Source organism: Clostridium sp. Marseille-P7770, assembly GCF_902143525.1.
In the GTDB taxonomy this organism is placed as follows: domain Bacteria; phylum Bacillota; class Clostridia; order Lachnospirales; family Lachnospiraceae; genus Pilosibacter.
In genome coordinates, this window is sequence record NZ_CABFVC010000005.1 from 210,061 (window position 1) to 229,122 (window position 19,062).

General features: G+C 48.6%; 17 protein-coding genes and 1 pseudogene. 8 read left to right on the forward strand and 10 right to left on the reverse strand.

Annotated elements, in window-relative coordinates:
* Window positions 1-301: 301 nt before the first annotated feature.
* From FN001_RS13730 to FN001_RS13745, 4 genes are all read left to right on the forward strand, one after another.
* On the forward strand, window positions 302-709 hold the full coding sequence (locus tag FN001_RS13730) for a helix-turn-helix domain-containing protein (RefSeq protein ID WP_142412230.1): 408 nt from the start codon (window positions 302-304) through the stop codon (window positions 707-709).
* 5 nt (window positions 710-714) lie between these two features.
* Window positions 715-1,152: an ImmA/IrrE family metallo-endopeptidase gene (locus FN001_RS13735; RefSeq protein ID WP_142412231.1), complete on the forward strand. Its 438-nt coding sequence runs from the start codon at window positions 715-717 to the stop codon at window positions 1,150-1,152.
* Window positions 1,149-1,757 (forward strand): hypothetical protein, encoded by a 609-nt coding sequence (locus FN001_RS13740; protein ID WP_142412232.1) that lies wholly within the window; start codon window positions 1,149-1,151, stop codon window positions 1,755-1,757. The genes FN001_RS13735 and FN001_RS13740 overlap by 4 nt, the downstream gene beginning before the upstream one ends.
* A gap of 392 nt (window positions 1,758-2,149) precedes the next feature.
* A complete protein-coding gene (locus FN001_RS13745) occupies window positions 2,150-2,599 on the forward strand; it encodes a DUF4231 domain-containing protein (RefSeq protein WP_142412233.1) in 450 nt (149 codons plus the stop codon).
* Here the strand turns inward: FN001_RS13745 and FN001_RS13750 are convergent.
* Window positions 2,592-2,774, reverse strand: a complete 183-nt coding sequence (locus FN001_RS13750; protein ID WP_021905403.1) for a hypothetical protein — start codon at window positions 2,772-2,774, stop codon at window positions 2,592-2,594. The genes FN001_RS13745 and FN001_RS13750 overlap by 8 nt on opposite strands.
* 36 nt (window positions 2,775-2,810) lie before the next feature.
* Between FN001_RS13750 and FN001_RS13755 the strand changes: the two genes are divergently transcribed.
* Both FN001_RS13755 and FN001_RS13760 read left to right on the forward strand, forming a co-directional pair.
* A complete protein-coding gene (locus tag FN001_RS13755) occupies window positions 2,811-3,230 on the forward strand; it encodes a TIR domain-containing protein (protein ID WP_142412234.1) in 420 nt (139 codons plus the stop codon).
* 247 nt (window positions 3,231-3,477) lie between these two features.
* A complete protein-coding gene (locus FN001_RS13760) occupies window positions 3,478-4,932 on the forward strand; it encodes a recombinase family protein (protein WP_142412235.1) in 1,455 nt (484 codons plus the stop codon).
* Between the two features lie 51 nt (window positions 4,933-4,983).
* Here the strand turns inward: FN001_RS13760 and FN001_RS13765 are convergent.
* The 7 genes and pseudogenes from FN001_RS13765 to ileS all read right to left on the reverse strand — a co-directional run.
* Window positions 4,984-5,085 (reverse strand): annotated as a pseudogene (locus FN001_RS13765) (manganese catalase family protein); the annotation flags it as partial.
* Between the two features lies 1 nt (window position 5,086).
* Complete coding sequence (locus FN001_RS13770) at window positions 5,087-5,461, reverse strand: spore coat protein CotJB (protein WP_243122027.1); 375 nt, start codon at window positions 5,459-5,461, stop codon at window positions 5,087-5,089.
* Window positions 5,458-5,730, reverse strand: coding sequence for a spore coat associated protein CotJA (locus FN001_RS13775; protein WP_118514883.1), 273 nt, complete (start codon window positions 5,728-5,730; stop codon window positions 5,458-5,460). The genes FN001_RS13770 and FN001_RS13775 overlap by 4 nt, the downstream gene beginning before the upstream one ends.
* A 217-nt stretch (window positions 5,731-5,947) precedes the next feature.
* Window positions 5,948-6,808: a peptidoglycan DD-metalloendopeptidase family protein gene (locus FN001_RS13780; RefSeq protein WP_142412236.1), complete on the reverse strand. Its 861-nt coding sequence runs from the start codon at window positions 6,806-6,808 to the stop codon at window positions 5,948-5,950.
* A 263-nt stretch (window positions 6,809-7,071) separates the two neighbouring features.
* Window positions 7,072-8,037 (reverse strand): SpoIID/LytB domain-containing protein, encoded by a 966-nt coding sequence (locus FN001_RS13785; RefSeq protein ID WP_185911947.1) that lies wholly within the window; start codon window positions 8,035-8,037, stop codon window positions 7,072-7,074.
* A 270-nt stretch (window positions 8,038-8,307) separates the two neighbouring features.
* The gene (locus tag FN001_RS13790) at window positions 8,308-10,761 is read right to left on the reverse strand and encodes a glycogen/starch/alpha-glucan phosphorylase (RefSeq protein ID WP_142412238.1); all 2,454 of its coding nucleotides are present in this window, start codon (window positions 10,759-10,761) and stop codon (window positions 8,308-8,310) included.
* Between the two features lie 182 nt (window positions 10,762-10,943).
* On the reverse strand, window positions 10,944-14,147 hold the full coding sequence (gene ileS, locus FN001_RS13795) for an isoleucine--tRNA ligase (protein ID WP_142412239.1): 3,204 nt from the start codon (window positions 14,145-14,147) through the stop codon (window positions 10,944-10,946).
* Between the two features lie 796 nt (window positions 14,148-14,943).
* On the opposite strand from ileS, the gene FN001_RS13800 reads away from it, so the two are divergent.
* Window positions 14,944-16,401: a nicotinate phosphoribosyltransferase gene (locus FN001_RS13800; RefSeq protein ID WP_142412240.1), complete on the forward strand. Its 1,458-nt coding sequence runs from the start codon at window positions 14,944-14,946 to the stop codon at window positions 16,399-16,401.
* 121 nt (window positions 16,402-16,522) lie between these two features.
* Entirely contained in the window at window positions 16,523-17,101 is a 579-nt protein-coding gene (locus FN001_RS13805; protein WP_142412241.1) for a TIGR01440 family protein, read from the forward strand.
* A gap of 184 nt (window positions 17,102-17,285) precedes the next feature.
* Here FN001_RS13805 and rbr read toward each other — a convergent pair whose 3' ends face one another.
* Window positions 17,286-17,822 (reverse strand): rubrerythrin, encoded by a 537-nt coding sequence (gene rbr / locus FN001_RS13810; RefSeq protein WP_118298609.1) that lies wholly within the window; start codon window positions 17,820-17,822, stop codon window positions 17,286-17,288.
* A gap of 282 nt (window positions 17,823-18,104) precedes the next feature.
* Complete coding sequence (gene cysK / locus FN001_RS13815; RefSeq protein WP_142412242.1) at window positions 18,105-19,037, reverse strand: cysteine synthase A; 933 nt, start codon at window positions 19,035-19,037, stop codon at window positions 18,105-18,107.
* Window positions 19,038-19,062: the final 25 nt, after the last annotated feature.

The window sequence follows — 19,062 nt, forward strand, 5'->3', positions numbered from 1 at the left end:
AGATATTCCCTTTGCCTTGCATAATAATCTAATATTGTCAAACAGCACTTTTTTCACCTCCATCATTTACGCAAAGAGAAAATAATCTCATTCTCTTATTGACATTTAGGAGAAAATATTCTATTATACAAATAGGCAATGTGAATATATTCTCATATACCCAGTCTTTTAAATTGGTCGTTTATCAACTGGTGGTATCTGTACGAGAATACTTTCTCCTTACATCCCTTACTATACGAGAATATTTTCTTTTTGTCAATACTTTTTCGAGATTATTTTCTCGTGTTGAGAGGAGAATACTATGACATTAAAGGACCGCGTAAAAAAACTTGCTCAAGAACGCGGTATTAGTCTTCCTGCATTAGAAGCTGAGCTTGGGTTTGGTAACAGCACTATCGTAAAATGGGACAAGTCCACTCCGAATGCAGACAAGCTAAACGCTGTAGCCAAATATTTTGATGTTACAATGGATTATTTGTTGAATGGAAATGATGACACAAGCCTTACTACTCGTGATGAAAGAGATATCTCTAAAATTATAGAACAGACAAAAGAACAGCTACTTTCCCAGGAAGGTCTGATGTTTGATGGCGATCCGGCATCTCCGGAGGCGATCAATTCTATTCTGGACGCAATGCAGATTGGAATGGAAATGGCTAAGAAAAAGAACAAAGAGAAATACACGCCCAAGAAATATAAAAAGGACTGATTTCTATGTGCATAAAGAAACTGGTGTCACGTCTTGTCCGGAAGTATGGGACGCGTGATCCATTTGAGATGGTAAAAGGAATGAATGTGATCCTAGTCCATTATCCCCTAGAAGGTGTCCGTGGCTTTTATCAATACTTTCAGCGGAACAATCTCATCTATCTGGATGAACGGCTCACAGAGGCAGAGCAGCGCTTCGTTCTCGCTCATGAGCTAGGCCATCTGTTCCTACATAAGAAAGCGAATGCGATCTTTATGGATTCCAGAACACACTTCAACACGGATAAATATGAGCGGGAAGCAGACACCTTCGCGATGGAGCTTCTGGTTCCAGACTCTGTGATCTTCGAGCATCCCGATCTGACGATCAGCCAGCTGGCCCGCCTGACCGGTTACGCTGAACAATTACTTGAATTACGGTTAAAACGAAAGGGAAATTCATGAGTTTTTTCAATTTTTTTAAACCGCATCGATATGATATGGATTCTTTAAACGGTATAAATTCTATTCCTGTTCCGGCTAAAAATTATAATACTGGAGACCCAACAAAGGATTGTATTTATTACGTCTTGCAGCGAAAAGCAACCGAACATAAAAAGAATGGGAGAATGGATTTAGCTATTGCTTGTCTGCGGAAATCCAATGCGTTATCTGATTATGAAAGTCGCCCGCTTCTATTAGAGAAAGACTATCTCCGTTTAGTAAAATACATTTTGCAAACAGGAGATATCACTCTGGCAGAAGAAGAGGAGGAAAAAATTTATAAACGACATCCAGAATTCAAGGATAGACGTGTTTCTAATCTTGCAAGGATAAAGGAAACTTTAAAACAGAATAGGCAATTTAAAAATGATTTGGTCATTGTGAGTGTGTGCCATTCTTGTCCAACATGTGGAAAATATGATGGTGAAATTTTCTCTATCAGCGGAAAAAGCCAAAAATATCCAATGTTACCATTAGACATCACTCAACATGGAGGATTTTGTCCAAAATGTTATCTTGGTTTGCACCCATATTTTGAGGGAATTTCAACTCCCCTAAAAAACTGATGACTATATGATTGTATTGGGAAATATAGAACGAACCATGAAAATATAATATACTTACCCGGGGAACCGAAGGGGCGATACTCCAGCTTCCGGACTTTTTAGGAAGGAGCTGGTATACATGGTTACATATAGCGATTTGTTCGCCTTTGTGAGCATGATCTGTTCAATCGTTACTCTTGTTTTTACTCTCAGCAAACACAAAAAGTAGCGCCCCTGTCCTGGTAAGATAAGGCGCTACTTTTAGCAAATTACTCTCGCCGGCGGCTGGACTTCACCCAGCTTTCGGTTCTCTTGTTAAGTATATTATATCGAATTGGATTTGATTTGTCAAATAGGGCTTGAGCTGCTGCTAATGGAGTTTTTATAGCAAATGCAGAAACGGAGGGTATGAAATGGATATTAACGAATATATTTCAACTCGGCTTGATCCACAGATTGAATGGTATGATAAAAAATCAGTGCATGCTCAAAGAAGATATAAGCAATTTCAGGTAGCCGAAATCATTCTTGCTGCATTCATACCTCTACTGTCCGGTTACACCTCATTGTGTGATTTGATACCTATAATCATTGGTTTCCTGGGTGCGATCATCGTGATCATCGAATCCATCACAAAATTATATAAGTATCATGAAAACTGGATCCAATACCGTTCCACCTGCGAAATGTTACTCTATCAAAAGCATTTGTACTTGACCCAGTCCTTCCCCTATAATCCTAACAATGAGACTGTTGATAATATTTTTATCAAAAATGTGGAAGAGATCATGTCTGCAGAAAACCGCCATTGGAAAAGCATCAACACTGCGGAAAAGGGTAACTCAACGCAGGATGCTACTTAACACGCTCATAGGTTTTTTCAAATATATCCGGCTTGCAGGGATATTTTTCCCCGTTTACACCAGTAACGATCCAGTCTCCCGGGGATGCTTTCATATCGCCTTCTAACGTATGAATTATTTCCTCATGATCGATTTGATAAGCATCAACGACTACTGGTTTTTTACGAAACTTCATATCTAATCACCTCATAATTATTGAAAGGAGAGCAAAATGCCAAGTTTATACGATTACAGATTATTTATCAGTCATGCATGGAAATATGGTGATGACTATGACAGACTTGTCAGGTTCCTGGATAACGCTAATTATTTTTCATACCGCAATTACTCTGCCCCACGTGAAAAACCACTTTTCCCAGCTGGTACACCTGCTACTAACGATGACATCGGAAGACTCATTACCCAGAAGATTGCGCCTTCTCAAATAACAATCGTTATTGCAGGTATGTATACTTCTTACCGCGAATGGATGCAGTATGAAATTGATGAATCCGTCCGAATGGGAAAACCGATCCTCGGTATTCGTCCATGGGGAAATACTATGGTTCCCGCATATGTATCTTTATATGCCAATGAGATCGTAGGCTGGAACACAGACTCCATCGTTTCTGCGATCCGCAGGCTCGTATGATTTATTATCTATTCTTATAATAACATATTACTTTATTATATACAAGGACTTGCAAAGCCAAAAGAAAAACCGGTCCCCTGCTCCAACAGGAAACCGGCTTGCATATCTCCGAAGAGATACAATGTGACATACCAATCACAGAATCTATTGTATCATCTTCGAGCAGCCAAGACAACGGGAACATTTGTTTTCCGGTGGCTGTTATTTTTGTACCCTAAAGTCCATATGGTTTACAGGAGATGATATTATGGCACAGACTTTAAGGATCGGCGCCGCCTATATCCGCGTCAGCACCGATGATCAGGCAGAGCTGTCCCCCGATGCACAGCTCCGTGTGATCCTGGAAGATGCGAAAAAAGACGGCTTTATTATTCCGCCGGAATACATGTTCGAAGAGAAGAAGGGAATCTCCGGACGGAAAGCCGGAAACCGGCCGGAGTTCCAGAAGATGATTGCTGTTGCAAAATCCCAGAGCCCGGCTCCCTTTGAACGTCTGTATCTCTGGAAGTTTTCCCGCTTTGCCCGCAATCAGGAAGAAAGTACCTTTTACAAAGGTGTTCTCCGAAAGAAATGCGGGGTGGAGATCAAAAGTGTATCAGAGCCGATTGCTGATGGGATGTTCGGCAGGCTGATCGAATCCATCATTGAGTGGTTCGATGAATATTATTCTTACAATCTTTCCGGAGAGGTGCTCCGCGGTATGACCGAAAAGGCGCTCCGGAACGGATATCAGGTGGTTCCCTCTCTCGGCTACAAAGCTGTAGGTGACGGAAAGCCCTTTGTGATCGATGAAGAGAAGTATCCGATCGTGGAATATATTTTTCAGGCATACGTCAGCGGTCTGGACATGACCGGAATCGCCAGAAAATGCAATGAACGGGGATGGACCAGCAAGCGCGGGACACCTTTTGAACGTCGGACAGTCTCCCGGATCCTGCATAATAAATTCTATGCCGGAACGGTTGAATGGAATGGGTATTCTTTTCAAGGCACCCACGAAGTACGTCCCTCCGTCACTGATTGCTTTGAATCGGCGCAGGAACGTCTGCATCGGGAATACCGCCCGGCTAATCGGCGGGACGTGTCTTCCTGCAAGCACTGGCTCTCCGGTCTGCTCCATTGTTCAATCTGCGGCGCAAGCCTCTCTTTCAACCGGGCCGGTCGTGTAAAAAAACGTGGAGACACTTTCGTATGCTGGAAATACGCGAAAGGTGTCCATAAAGGCCCTGCTTCGATCTCTGCCAACAAGGCGGAAGCTGCTGTAATGGCTTCCCTGCACTCTGTCATTGAATCGGGGACTGTCGAGTTTGAGCACATCAGAAAGCAGCCTTCCGAAGGCACCGATGAGATTTCTATTCTTGACGCGGCGCTGGCCCGCGTTGCCGTAAAGGAGAGCAGGATCCGGGATGCTTATGAATCTGGGATTGACACCCTTGAAGAATACAAGGATAATAAGCTTAGACTTGCAAATGAACGGCAGGAGCTTCTTGCCGAAATTGAACGACTAAAAGGGATTGCTGCTTCCACTCCGGATGATGTTCCGTCCGATGAAGAGGTTCTAAACCGGATCAAAGATGTATATGGCCTCTTATCTGATCCAGATGTCAGCTACGATGTGAAGGGTGCTGCGGTCCGCAGCATCATTTCGGATATCGTTGTTGATCAGACACAGAAGGAAATTCATTTCCACTATTACGCATAAGCGCCGCAAACCCTTATTTTATCTGGGTTTGCGGCATTATTATAGGTTTCTGCCATACGGTCCACCGTACTGGCTCATGATAAACTGTGCCATCTTCGCATTCGGCTCCTTAATATTCACCGGAAACTGCAGTCTTTTTTCATAGACCCACATCTTAACATCCTCCTTCCCACGGCCATTTTTCAGTTACCCAGTCCCAGGATGAGGATGTCACATCGGCATATCTCAATGGTCCAAACTGGCTTTCATAGGCGGCAATGGCCTGATTTCGCATGTCGCGGACAGCCTGGTAATAGCGGAGTGCATCCTGATTTTCCGGATGAGTGTCCAGGAACAGGATCACATCATCCATCGCAAATCCTGCCTCCATGATCTGGCGCATCAGTGCCTCTTTATCCTGAAATATCATGTCTCCACCGCCCTGACAGCTGCCGCACGCCGGCACGACATTCTGCGCAGACAGGCGCGGATCACGGATCGGTTCTGCCGGCATTCCCGGCATCATACTGCATCGATAGAATTCTTTCATCTTCTGCACCTCCCCATCGCGAATGGAAGATCCAGAGTCGGGAAGATCGTCCCCCGGACAAAGCCTCTGGCTAACGGATATGTGGTTCCCCACATCTGCACCGGGACGTAGCCCATGCCTACCGGAAATATCGGATCATTGCCGTCAAAGCAGGCACGGGACACCGGGCGGACGACAGGTCCCGGGCCGGAAATATCAGATGGAAGTCTGCCGCAGCCGCAGGGAGAAGTCCGGGCGGTATCCGGCAGATCAGAATTTCTGCAATTCATATGCGGATGTCTCCTTTCTTTGTTCTGATATTATGGTATGCACAGAATCAAAAATGGGATCTTTCCACTGCGAAAAAGAGCCTTCAGAAATTTCTCCCTGAAAGCTCTTCCACAAAACTCCTCTTTATTTATTGCCGCACACTGTCTCTTCCCTGCGCATTCATAACCGGATTGATTCGTGGGCACAGGTATGACACTGACCGGGGTGATCTCCCGCTCACTCCAGAAAATCCAGCGCATCCACCGGCACGCCGTCTTTTAAGAATTCGAAGAACACATTCGTTCCTTCCACCGTATAGTATTTCGTCGGCTCCGCGACATAGCCTAAAAGGTCGCCCCGGTGGACATACTCGTTTTCCACGACCGGGATCTCCTTTAACTGACCGCAGACGGCTGTGTAGCCGTTTCCAAAGTCGAGATCGACATAGTTTCCGATCTCCTCATTCGTCCCCACAGAGACGATCCTGGCGTCCGCAGGGGCCGATACCGGGGTGCTCACCTCGCTCTGGATCACATTTGCCGGGTTGACTTTATACTGGTCCAGCGTCGGAAAATATGTCGTGGTGTCCATACTGTAGCCGAGAACGATGTTCCCGTTTACAGGCCAGGCGAGCTTGTCCGTATCGGCAAAGTCGAGCACCAGGGACTCCGTGACGGCAGCTCCGGCTTCCGCCATGGAACGATCCGATGCAGCCCCGGCTCCGCCTGACGCATCCGCAAGACCGGTATCCTCAGAAACGCCCGGGGCAGCTGCAGCAGGATCCGTGCCTGTTCCCGCCTCATTTTCCGCAAGCGCAGCATTTTTGCCATCTCCGGTATTTTCCACGTTTCCGGTTTCATCTTTTGATGCCGCCAGTTCCCCGGCCAAAGTATCCCCTCCGGACTCTGCGCCTGCGTTGGAATCCCCCGCGATCACATGTTCCGGATCTTCGATCTCCAGATAGGGACTCTTTTCGATATTTTCTCTCCCCTTCTGGATCCTCACAACTCCTGCTGCCGCAACAATAGTCAGCAGGCCGAGCACGAGCATGACAAGGACAAATTTGTCCCTGAACAGCTGATTTCCTTTTTCTTTCACGTTTATCACCTCGGTTATATTTTTACCCGTGATGATAAAGTTATTCACAAAAGCAAAAAATTCTGCGATAATTCAGCAAGTCTGCACATTTGCCGGACAGACCGCACAAAGCTCACAGCAGAACATATGCCCCGGCACATTCCTGCACTGGGCACAGTCGTTTGCAGCATTCTTCAGCTTCGCGCAAACGCGCATCATTAGCACATCGTGCCAGCAGCACGCAATCCTGATAAAAAGGAGCAGAGTCATTCATGCCAGATCCTCTACTCCGCGATCTTCACGATTTCGATCCCCTGGAAATAATATTTCAGCAGTTCCTGAAACGCACTCCCCTGCTCTCTCTCCATGGCGTCCGCCCCAGCCTGCGAAAATCCGTATCCGCTGCCGATCCCTTTCGAGGATACCCGGATCTTTCCGTCCGCGGAGGAAAAATAAAAGCATGATGACGAAAGCCCCAGGGAATCCCGGACCTCATCTCCCGTATAGTCCATATTTCCGATCTGCGCCCTTTTTACATATCCGGCACTGTCCCGCTCGATGATCTGGATCTTCTCCGCGATCCCGTCCGCAGCCGGCTGCGGTCCGCCGATCCGCCCGATCCTGTCCGCAAACTCGCTTTCCGTGAACGTCCGGACATATAAAAATCCATCCGTTTCCAGATCCCCCGGACTCTCCACAGAAGAAAGATACGGATACGCCGCCAGCTCTCTCGTCTTTCCTGCCGACGCGAGACAGTAGAACGGCTCGATCAGTTCCCCGTCATACTCCGCGACAAGTCCTTCCGTCTCCCGGACCGCCCTGCGGACCTTCTCATAGTACTCCTCAAAATGTTCGTTTCCCCACTTTTTCTCCATCTCCCGCACACTCAGGCAGTCGATGTCCAGCTCTTCCTCCATAAGGTCCCGGTCCAGAGTCCTGCTCCGTTTTCCCCATCCCGCAGCTCCGGCGCCGCTGTCTGTTCCCGGATCCGCACTTCCCGGATCGTCCGTGTTTTCCCCACCGATCCCGGGATCCACGATCCGGTACACATACGTCCTTGCGAGCACGGCCTGCGCCTTCATTGTCTCAATCCCATATCCCGCCGGGATCTCCGCCGCCACCATCCCCACGAAAAACTCCTCTGTCGGAATGCTCTCCCCCACATCCGTCCGGATCCTGCCTGTCCACGCGAGAGTCGTCACATAGGGGATCATGACCATCGCGAACAGGAGCATAAAAAATCGTTTCATAAAAAATACCCGCCTCATACACCGTGATATTTCCAGTGTATGAAGCGGGTGATTCTTTTATGTTAGTAATATTGTAACTATTCAGTAGGTCTGCGCACTTGCTGCGCTGACCGTAATAAAACATGGGACGGAAGGCAAAAATCCCATCGGCGAAGCCGATCTGGAATGGATTTTTGCTCGTAACCTGCCATGCATCCGAAGGAAATCTCCGGGGGAGGTTTCTGTAGGTGTGAGGGTACTGAACAGTTACGTAATATTTTAAGTGTCGGATTACAGCTCTACCTTGATCTTCTCAAGATGCCAGATATCTCTTACATACTCCTCGATCGTACGGTCAGAGGAGAACTTTCCTGCGGATGCGGTATTGAGCATCGCGGTTCTCGCCCACCACTTCTCGTCGCGGTATGCCTGGTCGATCTTCTTATGAGCTTCCGCATAGGAACGGAAATCCTTTAAGATGAAGTAGGTATCTGCGCGGTCGCTGCTCTGGGTGTTGAGCAGGGAGTTGTAGATATCGCGGAACAGCTCCGGATCCTGCGGAGAATAATAGCCGTTGATGAGCTGCATCAGCACGCGGCGGATATCCTGATCATTGTTGAAGATATCCATCGGGTTGTAGCCGCCATTGTTCTCAAGGTTGATGATCTCATCTGCGGATGCTCCGAAGATGAACATGTTGTCCTTGCCGACTTCCTCCGCCATCTCGACGTTCGCACCATCCATGGTTCCGATCGTCAGAGCGCCGTTCAACATGAACTTCATGTTGCCGGTACCGGATGCCTCCTTGCTTGCTGTGGAGATCTGCTCGCTGACATCAGCGGCAGAGAAGATCAGCTCTGCGTTGGATACACGGTAATCTTCGATAAATACGACTTTTAACTTGCCGCCGATGGACTTATCGTTGTTGATCACGTTTGCTACATTGTTGATGAGCTTGATGGTCAGCTTCGCGCGCTTATATCCGGCTGCCGCCTTTGCTCCGAAGATGAAGGTTCTCGGAACGATGTCCATATTCGGGTTATCTTTTAACTGGTTGTAGAGATACATCACATGAAGGATGTTCATGAGCTGTCTCTTGTACTCATGCAGACGTTTTACCTGAACATCGAAGATGGAACGCGGGTCAACGTCGATTCCGTTGTGTTCCTTGATGTACTTCGCAAGACGGATCTTGTTCTGGTACTTGATGTTCATGAACTCCTGCTGGCACTTCTCGTCATCCACATAGACAGAGAGTTTTTTGATATTGGAGAGGTCGGTGATCCACTCGTTTCCAATCTTGTCGGTTACCCAATCTGCAAGGAGCGGGTTTCCGTGAAGCAGGAAACGTCTCTGGGTGATACCGTTTGTTTTATTATTAAATTTCTCCGGCATCATCTCATAGAAATCACGCAGTTCCTGTTTCTCAAGGATCTCTGTGTGGAGCTTCGCAACGCCGTTTACGGAGAAGCTGCCGACGATCGCGAGGTAAGCCATGCGGACCTGTCCGTCGTAGATGATCGCCATTCTGCGGATCTTCTCGTTGTCGCCCGGATATCTCTGCTGGATCTGAGCTACAAAGCGGCGGTTGATCTCCTCAACGATCTGGTAAATACGCGGAAGAAGGCGGGAGAAGAGCTCGATTGGCCATTTCTCAAGAGCTTCCGCCATGATCGTGTGGTTCGTGTAGGCACATGTCTTTGTGGTGATCTCCCAGGCCTCATCCCACTCAAGATTCTCCTCATCGAGAAGGATTCTCATTAACTCTGCAACGGCAACCGTCGGATGCGTATCGTTTAACTGGAAGGATGCCTTCTCATAGAATTTATGGATATCGTCATGTTTCTCTTTGTACTTCTTAACTGCGCGCTGAACGCTCGCGGAGATAAAGAAATACTGCTGTTTTAAGCGAAGCTCTTTTCCGGAATAATGGTTATCATTCGGATAAAGGACCTCAACGATGGTCTTCGCAAGGTTCTCCTGCTCGACTGCCTTCTGGTAGTCACCTTTGTCGAACTCGCTTAAGTTGAAGGTATTCACAGGCTGTGCATCCCAGATTCTCAAGGAGTTTACGACATTGTTGCCGTATCCCACGATCGGAATATCATATGGACCTGCCATAACGGACTGGTAGCCCTTCTGTACAAAATGATTTCTCTTTCCGTCCCACTCGGTCTCCACATAACCGCCGAACTTGACCTCCGTCGCGTACTCTGCGCGGCGGATCTCAAACGGATAGCCATCCTTTAACCACTCATCCGGAACCTCAATCTGATATCCGTCACGGATCTGCTGTTTGAACATTCCATAACGATAACGAATGCCGCAGCCATATGCCGGATAGCCTAAAGATGCAAGGGAATCCAAAAAGCATGCCGCAAGACGTCCAAGACCGCCGTTTCCGAGTGCCGGATCCCGTTCCTGATCCTCAATGGAATTCAGGTCAAATCCCAGTTCAGAGAGTGCCTCCTCGATCTCCTTCTGCTCACAGAGGCTGATGATATTGTTGCCGAGGAAACGACCGGTCAGGAACTCCATGGACATGTAGTAAACGATCTTCGCATCCTGTTTGTCGTACTCTTTATGAGTCGCGATCCAGCGGTCGATGATCATGTCCTTGACTGCAAGTGCGACAGCCTGGTAAACCATAGCCGGAGTCGCCTCGTCGATCGTTTTGCGGTAGATGCTCTTTACGTTGAACACAATGGTCTTCTTCAGTTCATCCTTGTTAATTGTCTGACTCACCCCTAAAGTCCTCCTTTATACTCTCTTAATGGCCGGATCCCGCGCCATGCCGCTTTGGGCCGCGTCTGTGATCCGGTCCATGTGAACCCCTTATTTACAGGAAGGTTCCGCATTGCGGGTCTGTCCATAAATATTGTTCATGAAATCCCCGCGCTGCGGAACTTTTTCCTGTTGTCATCCGTCTATTTTGTCACTTTCGCGACACCGAGTACAACATCTTCACCGTTGATGTTCCACTCTTTTGTATATCCAGTCATCTCGCCGAGCGTGATGCTGTCGGCCATGACTTCGCTCTTTAACTCGTCTGCGTACTTCTTGATCAGATCTGCGATCTTCTCATTCTTGTCCACGTAAACGTAGATGTGGTCCATAACCTCGAATCCGGCCTCTTTACGCATCGTCTGGATCTTGCTGACGATCTCGCGGTAGAAGCCTTCCTCGAGAAGCTCCGGTGTCAGAGTCGTGTCGAGAACAACTGTCACGGTGTTGTCCGCCTCAGATACATAACCTTCCGTCTGCGCCATATCGATCAGAAGATCATCCTTTGTGAGAACAACCTCGTTTCCGTCAAAGTTGAAGGTCAGAGCGCCCTTCTCGTTTAACGTATCCATTGCAGCGTTTCCGTCTAACTCAGCGAGAGCTTTCTTGATGTTTCCGAGCTGTTTGCCGTACTTCGGTCCTACCGTCTTAAGCTGCGGCTTGAAGGTGTAGGATGTGAAGTTTCTCACGTCATCCGTGAACTCTACGGACTTCACATTTAACTCGTCCTCAATGATCTCCTGGTAGAACTCTGGAAGCTTCTCCGGTGCCTTTACGAACATTCTGGCGATCGGCTGACGGTTCTTGATGTTTGCGGTATTTCTCGCCGCACGTCCCATAACAACGATCTTTAATACTTCATCCATCTTCGCTTCCAGCTCGGCATCGATATGTGCCTCATCAACGGTCGGGAAGTCGCAGAGGTGGATGCTCTCCGGAGCCGTCTTATCGATGGATCTTACCAGGTTCTGATAGATCTCCTCTGTCATGAACGGGATCATCGGAGCTGCTGCCTTACTGATCGTCACGAGTGCTGTGTAAAGAGTCATGTAAGCGTTGATCTTATCCTGCTCCATGCCCTTTGCCCAGAAACGCTCACGGCTTCTTCTTACATACCAGTTGCTCATGTCATCCACGAACTCCTGGAGTGCTCTTGCAGCCTCCGGGATGCGGTAGTTCGCAAGGTCGTCATCCACTGCCTTAACAGTAGAATTTAACTTGGATAACAGCCATTTATCCATGACCGGAAGCTTATCGTACTCCAGTGTGTATTTGGTCGCGTCAAAGTTATCAATATTCGCATAGAGAACGAAGAATGCATAGGTGTTCCAGAGAGTACCCATGAACTTTCTCTGTCCTTCCATAACGGCCTTTCCGTGGAAACGGTTCGGCAGCCACGGTGCGCTGTTGATATAGAAGTACCAGCGGATCGCGTCAGCGCCGTATGTCTTTAATGCATCAAACGGATCGACAGCGTTTCCTTTGGACTTACTCATCTTCTGTCCGTTCTCATCCTGAACGTGACCGAGAACGATAACGTTCTGGTACGGCGGCTCATTGAAAAGCAGCGTGGACTCGGCAAGGAGGGAGTAGAACCATCCTCTTGTCTGGTCAACGGCCTCGGAGATGAACTGTGCCGGGAACTGTTTGTGGAAAAGCTCCTGATTCTCGAACGGATAGTGATGCTGTGCGAACGGCATTGCGCCGGAGTCGAACCAGCAGTCAATAACCTCCGGTACACGGTGCATTTCTTTTCCGCAGTCCGGGCAGGTGATCACTACATCATCGATAAACGGACGGTGAAGCTCAACCTCTCCCTTGTCTCCGTCCATCTCCTTGCTGTATTTCTTAACAACATCCTGATAGTTCGGGCTCATCTTCTTTAATTCTTCACGGCTGCCGATGCAGTGCATCTTTCCGCACTCACACTGCCATACCGGAAGAGGTGTGCCCCAGTAACGGTTTCTGGAGATTCCCCAGTCCTGAACATTCTCCAACCAGTCGCCGAAGCGTCCTTTACCGATGGATTCCGGAATCCAGTTGATCTTATTGTTGTTGCGGATCAGGTCATCCTTCACCGCTGTCATCTTGATGAACCAGGACTCTCTCGCATAGTAGATCAACGGTGTGTCACAGCGCCAGCAGAACGGGTAGCTGTGCTCGAATGCCGGTGCCTCGAATAACAGACCTTTTTCCTTTAAGTCTTTTAAGACCATCGGATCCGCTTTCTTCACGAATACGCCTGCATACGGAGTTTCCTTTGTCATGTCGCCCTTTGCATCTACAAGCTGTACAAACGGGAGATCATAACGACGGCCTACCTGGGCATCGTCCTCACCAAAAGCCGGTGCAATGTGTACCACGCCGGTACCGTCTGTCAGGGTAACATAATCTGCGCATGTCACGAAGTATGCTTTCTTGTGCTGTTTCTCGCAGATCTCAACTGCGCAGTCGAATAACGGCTCGTACTCCTTGTACTCAAGGTCCTTACCTGTGTAGGTTTCGAGGATCTCGTAAGCAGGAGTTCCGTTCTCCTTGTCAGCAAGCTTTCCGAGAACAGTGTCAAGAAGAGCTTCCGCCATGTAGTAGGTATAGCCGTCTGCGGCCTTTACTTTTGCGTATGTCTCTTTCGGGTTTACGCAGAGTGCCACGTTGCTCGGAAGTGTCCACGGTGTTGTGGTCCATGCAAGGAAATATGCGTCCTCGCCTTTTACTTTGAAGCGGGCGATGGCAGATTTTTCCTTTACATCCTTATATCCCTGGGCAACCTCATGGCTGGAAAGCGGTGTTCCGCAGCGCGGGCAGTACGGAACGATCTTGAATCCCTTGTAGAGGAGTCCTTTGTCCCAGATCTGTTTTAATGCCCACCATTCGGATTCGATATAGTCATCATGGTAGGTAACATACGGATTATCCATATCAGCCCAGAAACCAACGGTGCTGGAGAAATCCTCCCACATTCCTTTGTATTTCCAGACGCTCTCTTTACATTTCTCGATGAACGGCTCAACACCGTACTGCTCGATCTGCTCTTTTCCGTCGAGACCAAGAAGCTTCTCGACCTCAAGCTCTACCGGAAGTCCGTGGGTATCCCAGCCGGCTTTACGCGGAACCATGTATCCTTTCATGGTGCGGTATCTCGGGATCATGTCTTTGATGACACGGGTAAGTACGTGTCCGATATGCGGCTTGCCGTTTGCGGTAGGCGGTCCGTCATAGAACACGTATGGGGTTCCTTTTCTGCGGCTGTCGATACTTTTTTCAAAGATTTTTTCGTCTTTCCAGAATTTCTCAACCTTTTTTTCCCTGTCCACAAAGTTCAGGTCTGTTGATACTTTCTCGTACATGACACATTTCCTCCAATTCTTTTTTTCGCGCGGGGCTTTCTCGTTGCCTCGGCTTCCCTCTGCACTCTCCGCAGACGGTCCCCTGCCGCGCTCTTCGTGTTTTTGTGTGTCGTATGTCAGGTCCGCCCGGCGCCTTTCCGGTGCCGTCGGTTGGTAATAAAGAAATAAAAAAGCCCTGTTCCAATGAGAACAGGGCGAAATAACGCTTTTAACCACCTATTACTGCATACTGACATATGAGTTTCCGTTAACGGCGGAAAAGTCCGGGGACACTTACTTTCCGGGAACACGGTTCGCACCCGGGGTTCAGCTTCCAGCTCGGGAGTGATCTTCCTTTCACGAAAAAGCACCGGGCTTCCATCGTCCCCGGCTCGCTTTGGCTTTCTGCTTGTGAACCTACTGTCTCCGTCATGGCTTTTTTCTATGATCGCCTGCATCTTAGATATACAGACAAATCAATTATAAATATAAGGTATTTAAAAGTCAAGGGAATCCCCCGACTGTTGCGAATTCTTTCCATATTTTCTCTTTGTCCGGTTTTCTTTCTAAGGTTTTTAGTCATATTTTACGTTCTTTTTAATTGATCGTTACTTTTTTAACGTAAAATTTGCCTTTTCGCACAAGAGCTGATATAATCAATTTCAATACGTTTGACAGCAGCGCGTTTCTTTTGGGGTGAACCGTGCTCACGCTGTCGCTATCATCCGGTATGAGTTCCTGTCCGATGCTATGCCGGATCGCTGCGTTCAATATTCCGCGCGGTATCCGACGCGGAGAAACATGAAGGAGAAATATTATGAGCGAACGAAACCTGACGCTGCTTACAGATCTCTACGAGCTGACCATGATGCAGGGTTACTTTCATGCAAAGGATGCAAATGAAACCGTCATCTTCGACGCATTCTACCGCACAAATCCGGACGGAAACGGATTTGCGATCGCGGCCGGCTTAGAGCAGGTTGTCGAATACATTGAAAATTTACATTTTGATAAGGAAGATATCGATTATCTCCGCACCACAGGACTTTTTGGGGAAGATTTCCTGGAATATCTGGCAGACTTCAAATTCACGGGTGATATCTACGCGATCCCGGAAGGAACCGTTGTGTTCCCGAGAGAACCTCTCGTAAAAGTCATCGCTCCGATCATGCAGGCCCAGCTCGTTGAGACCGCGATCTTAAACATCATCAACCATCAGAGCCTGATCGCAACAAAGACTTCCCGGATCGTCCATGCAGCCTGCGGGGACGGAGTTATGGAGTTCGGATTAAGACGTGCACAGGGACCGGATGCCGGGATCTATGGTGCGAGAGCCGCTATGATCGCCGGATGTATCGGAACCTCCAACGTTCTCTGCGGCCAGATGTTCGATGTCCCGGTAAAAGGGACCCATGCCCACAGCTGGATCATGAGCTTCCCGGATGAGCTCACCGCGTTCCGCACTTACGCAAAGCTCTACCCGACCGCCTGCATTCTTCTCGTTGATACTTACGATACCTTAAATTCCGGTATCCCGCATGCGATCCAGGTATTCAAGGAAATGCGCGAAGCCGGAATCCCGCTTACCTTCTACGGGATCCGTATGGACAGCGGCGACCTCGCCTACCTCTCCAAGGAAGCGAAAAAGATGCTGGATGCAGAGGGCTTCACAGACGCTGTGATCTCCGCATCCAACGATCTCGATGAGACCCTGATCACAAGCTTAAAGAACCAGGGCGCAACCATCAACTCCTGGGGTGTCGGAACAAACCTGATCACCTCCAAAGACTGCCCGTCCTTCGGCGGCGTTTATAAGCTCGCTGCGATCATGGACAAGAAGACCGGCAAATTTATCCCGAAGATCAAGCTTTCCGAGAACGAGGAGAAGATCACAAACCCGGGCAACAAGACGACCTACCGCATTTATGGCAAGGACAGCCACAAGGTCATCGCGGACATTATCTGTCTCGTCGGTGAGACCTTCAACGAGGACGAACCGCTGTTGCTCTTTGACCCGATCGCGACCTGGAAAAAGACACTTCTCGCTCCGGGAACCTACACGATGCGGGAACTTCCGGTCCAGGTATTTAAGGACGGCGAGTGTATTTACCACTCCCCGAAGGTCATGGACATCCAGAAGTACTGTAAAGAGGAACTGAATACCTTGTGGGATGAGACAAAACGTCTCGTAAACCCGCATGAGGTCCATGTGGATCTCTCCAAGCCTCTTTGGGATATGAAACATGAGCTGCTCGACAAATATCATTTCGAGTAATTTCCAGTTCACACGTTCCTCATGACAGCGGCATGCACCGCTGGATCCGTTTAACCATGAAACCATATGCCGCCCGGAGTATTTTCAGTCTCCGGGCATTCTGCAAAAAGAGGAAAATACTATGAGCGCAACAGATATCGCCACATCCGTCGATGTGGACCTTGACTTAATTTATGAACAGACAAAAGCGATCGCCGAGGAGCTGATCAATACCGCCGCAATGAAACCGGGGCAGATCCTGGTGGTGGGCTGCTCATCCAGCGAGATTGCTGCCCACGCGATCGGCTGCTACTCCAGCTGCGAAGTCGGACAGGCTGTCTTCACCGCCCTTTCCCATGTGACAAAGAAACACGGTCTCTACCTCGCCGCCCAGTGCTGTGAGCACTTAAACCGCGCTCTGATCGTCGAGGAAGAATGTGCTGAGAAATATGGCCTTGAGATGGTGAATGTAAAACCGCAGTTAAAGGCCGGCGGTTCCTTCTCCACCGCCGCATGGAACGGTTTTGAATCTCCGTGCGCCGTGGAATACATCCAGGCACACGCCGGAATCGATATTGGCGATACCCTGATCGGCATGCACCTTCGCCATGTTGCCGTTCCGGTCCGCACGAAGATCCAGTCCATCGGCTCCGCCCATGTCGTATGCGCGAGAACAAGACTCAAATATATCGGCGGAGAGCGGGCTGCTTACCAGAAATAGTAGTTATAAAAATGATGTAACTATTCAGCAAGCCTGCACATTTACTGCGCTGACCGTAAGATGACATTGACTTGAAGGCAAAAATCCCATGGGAATTCCCCAACGAAAAAAAAGTGGTCTTCATCCCGATTCTGGGATGAAGGCCACTTTTTTTTCGACTTTTATTTTCAACTGGTCCGTACTTTTAATAGTTCTCTGCGTGAACCTCAAAATAGCTCTGCGGGTGATTGCAGACCGGACATACCTGCGGTGCTTTTGTTCCGATCACGATATGTCCGCAGTTGCGGCACTCCCATACCTTTACTTCGCTCTTCTCGAATACGGAAGCTGTCTCTACATTTTTCAGGAGAGCACGATAACGCTCTTCGTGATGTTTCTCGATCTCGCCGACCATACGGAATTTCGCTGCCAGTGCATGGAAACCTTCCTCATCAGCGGTCTTTGCGAACTCATCATACATATCGGTCCACTCGTAGTTTTCGCCGTCTGCTGCTGCCGCAAGGTTTGCTGCGGTATCTCCAATCCCCTCTAATTCCTTGAACCACATTTTTGCGTGCTCTTTCTCGTTGTCAGCAGTCTTTAAGAATAATGCGGAGATCTGCTCATATCCCTCTTTCTTTGCTACGGATGCAAAGTAGGTATATTTGTTTCTTGCCTGGGATTCTCCGGCGAAAGCGGCCTCAAGGTTTTTCTCTGTTTTTGTTCCTGCGTATTTGCTCATAAAACTGGTCTCCTTTCAGATCTTGATTTTTATTTTCGGCATTCCCGTATTCAGTCTGCCTATCTTTTCTTCTGTTTATCCGTACTTTTTTCAACGGTCATCCGTTGTTTTCCTCATGTCTGTATTCTATCACATCTCGTTTCAAAAGTCAATAATAGTAATTATTACTATTTTATTTCTTTTTCACTTTATCACACGGCAACGCAAAAGACTGCGGGATCGCGCGCCTTTTCGTATAATCCTGCAGTCTTTTCTTCATCCATGATACAATTTTTAAACGTACTAGTCTGCAAATAACGGTGTGGACAGGTATCTGTCTCCTGTATCCGGAAGCAGCGCCACGATCGTCTTTCCAGCATTTTCCGGTCTCTTTGCAAGCTCAAGGGCAGCCCAGATCGCCGCTCCGGAGGAAATCCCGACAAGGACGCCCTCCTTTTTTCCGACTAACTTTCCTGCTGCAAACGCGTCGTCATTCTCAACCGCGATAATTTCATCGTAAACCTTCGTGTCGAGGACATCCGGCACAAATCCGGCTCCGATTCCCTGGATCTTATGGGAACCTGCAACGCCTTTGCTGAGTACCGGGGAGCTTGCCGGCTCAACTGCAACAACCTTCACGTTCGGGTTCTGTTTCTTTAAGTATCTTCCGGTTCCAGTGATGGTTCCGCCGGTGCCGACACCAGCGACAAAAATATCAACCTTGCCGTCCGTATCTTCCCAGATCTCCGGTCCAGTTGTTCTCTCATGAACTTCCGGATTCGCCGGGTTTACAAACTGTCCCGGAATAAAGCTTCCCGGAATCTCCTTTGCGAGTTCTTCCGCCTTTGCGATCGCGCCCTTCATTCCCTTTGCGCCCTCCGTGAGCACAAGCTCAGCGCCGTAGGCTTTCATAAGCTGGCGTCTCTCCACGCTCATGGTCTCAGGCATAACGATAATGATCCGGTAACCGCGGGCAGCCGCGACCGACGCAAGACCGATTCCTGTGTTTCCGGAAGTCGGCTCGATGATCGTAGAACCAGCCTTTAAGATTCCCTTCGCCTCAGCGTCATCGATCATCGCCTTCGCGATCCTGTCCTTTACCGATCCGGCCGGATTGAAATATTCCAGCTTCGCAAGGATCTTCGCGTTAAGTCCCTCGGATTTTTCAATCTGTGTAAGCTCTAAGAGCGGAGTCTTTCCGATCAGCTGATCTGCGGATGTATATATGTTTGCCATAAATTATTACCTATCTTTCATATAT

What these genes read in the sequence shown, in the direction of transcription:
- FN001_RS13730 (WP_142412230.1), top strand. Translation starts at nt 302, where the DNA reads ATGACATTAAAGGACCGCGTAAAAAAACTTGCTCAAGAACGCGGTATT.
- FN001_RS13735 (WP_142412231.1), top strand. Translation starts at nt 715, where the DNA reads ATGTGCATAAAGAAACTGGTGTCACGTCTTGTCCGGAAGTATGGGACG.
- FN001_RS13740 (WP_142412232.1), top strand. Translation starts at nt 1,149, where the DNA reads ATGAGTTTTTTCAATTTTTTTAAACCGCATCGATATGATATGGATTCT.
- FN001_RS13745 (WP_142412233.1), top strand. Translation starts at nt 2,150, where the DNA reads ATGGATATTAACGAATATATTTCAACTCGGCTTGATCCACAGATTGAA.
- FN001_RS13750 (WP_021905403.1), bottom strand. Translation starts at nt 2,774, where the DNA reads ATGAAGTTTCGTAAAAAACCAGTAGTCGTTGATGCTTATCAAATCGAT.
- FN001_RS13755 (WP_142412234.1), top strand. Translation starts at nt 2,811, where the DNA reads ATGCCAAGTTTATACGATTACAGATTATTTATCAGTCATGCATGGAAA.
- FN001_RS13760 (WP_142412235.1), top strand. Translation starts at nt 3,478, where the DNA reads ATGGCACAGACTTTAAGGATCGGCGCCGCCTATATCCGCGTCAGCACC.
- FN001_RS13770 (WP_243122027.1), bottom strand. Translation starts at nt 5,461, where the DNA reads ATGAAAGAATTCTATCGATGCAGTATGATGCCGGGAATGCCGGCAGAA.
- FN001_RS13775 (WP_118514883.1), bottom strand. Translation starts at nt 5,730, where the DNA reads ATGAATTGCAGAAATTCTGATCTGCCGGATACCGCCCGGACTTCTCCC.
- FN001_RS13785 (WP_185911947.1), bottom strand. Translation starts at nt 8,037, where the DNA reads ATGAAACGATTTTTTATGCTCCTGTTCGCGATGGTCATGATCCCCTAT.
- ileS (WP_142412239.1), bottom strand. Translation starts at nt 14,147, where the DNA reads ATGTACGAGAAAGTATCAACAGACCTGAACTTTGTGGACAGGGAAAAA.
- FN001_RS13800 (WP_142412240.1), top strand. Translation starts at nt 14,944, where the DNA reads ATGAGCGAACGAAACCTGACGCTGCTTACAGATCTCTACGAGCTGACC.
- FN001_RS13805 (WP_142412241.1), top strand. Translation starts at nt 16,523, where the DNA reads ATGAGCGCAACAGATATCGCCACATCCGTCGATGTGGACCTTGACTTA.
- rbr (WP_118298609.1), bottom strand. Translation starts at nt 17,822, where the DNA reads ATGAGCAAATACGCAGGAACAAAAACAGAGAAAAACCTTGAGGCCGCT.
- cysK (WP_142412242.1), bottom strand. Translation starts at nt 19,037, where the DNA reads ATGGCAAACATATATACATCCGCAGATCAGCTGATCGGAAAGACTCCG.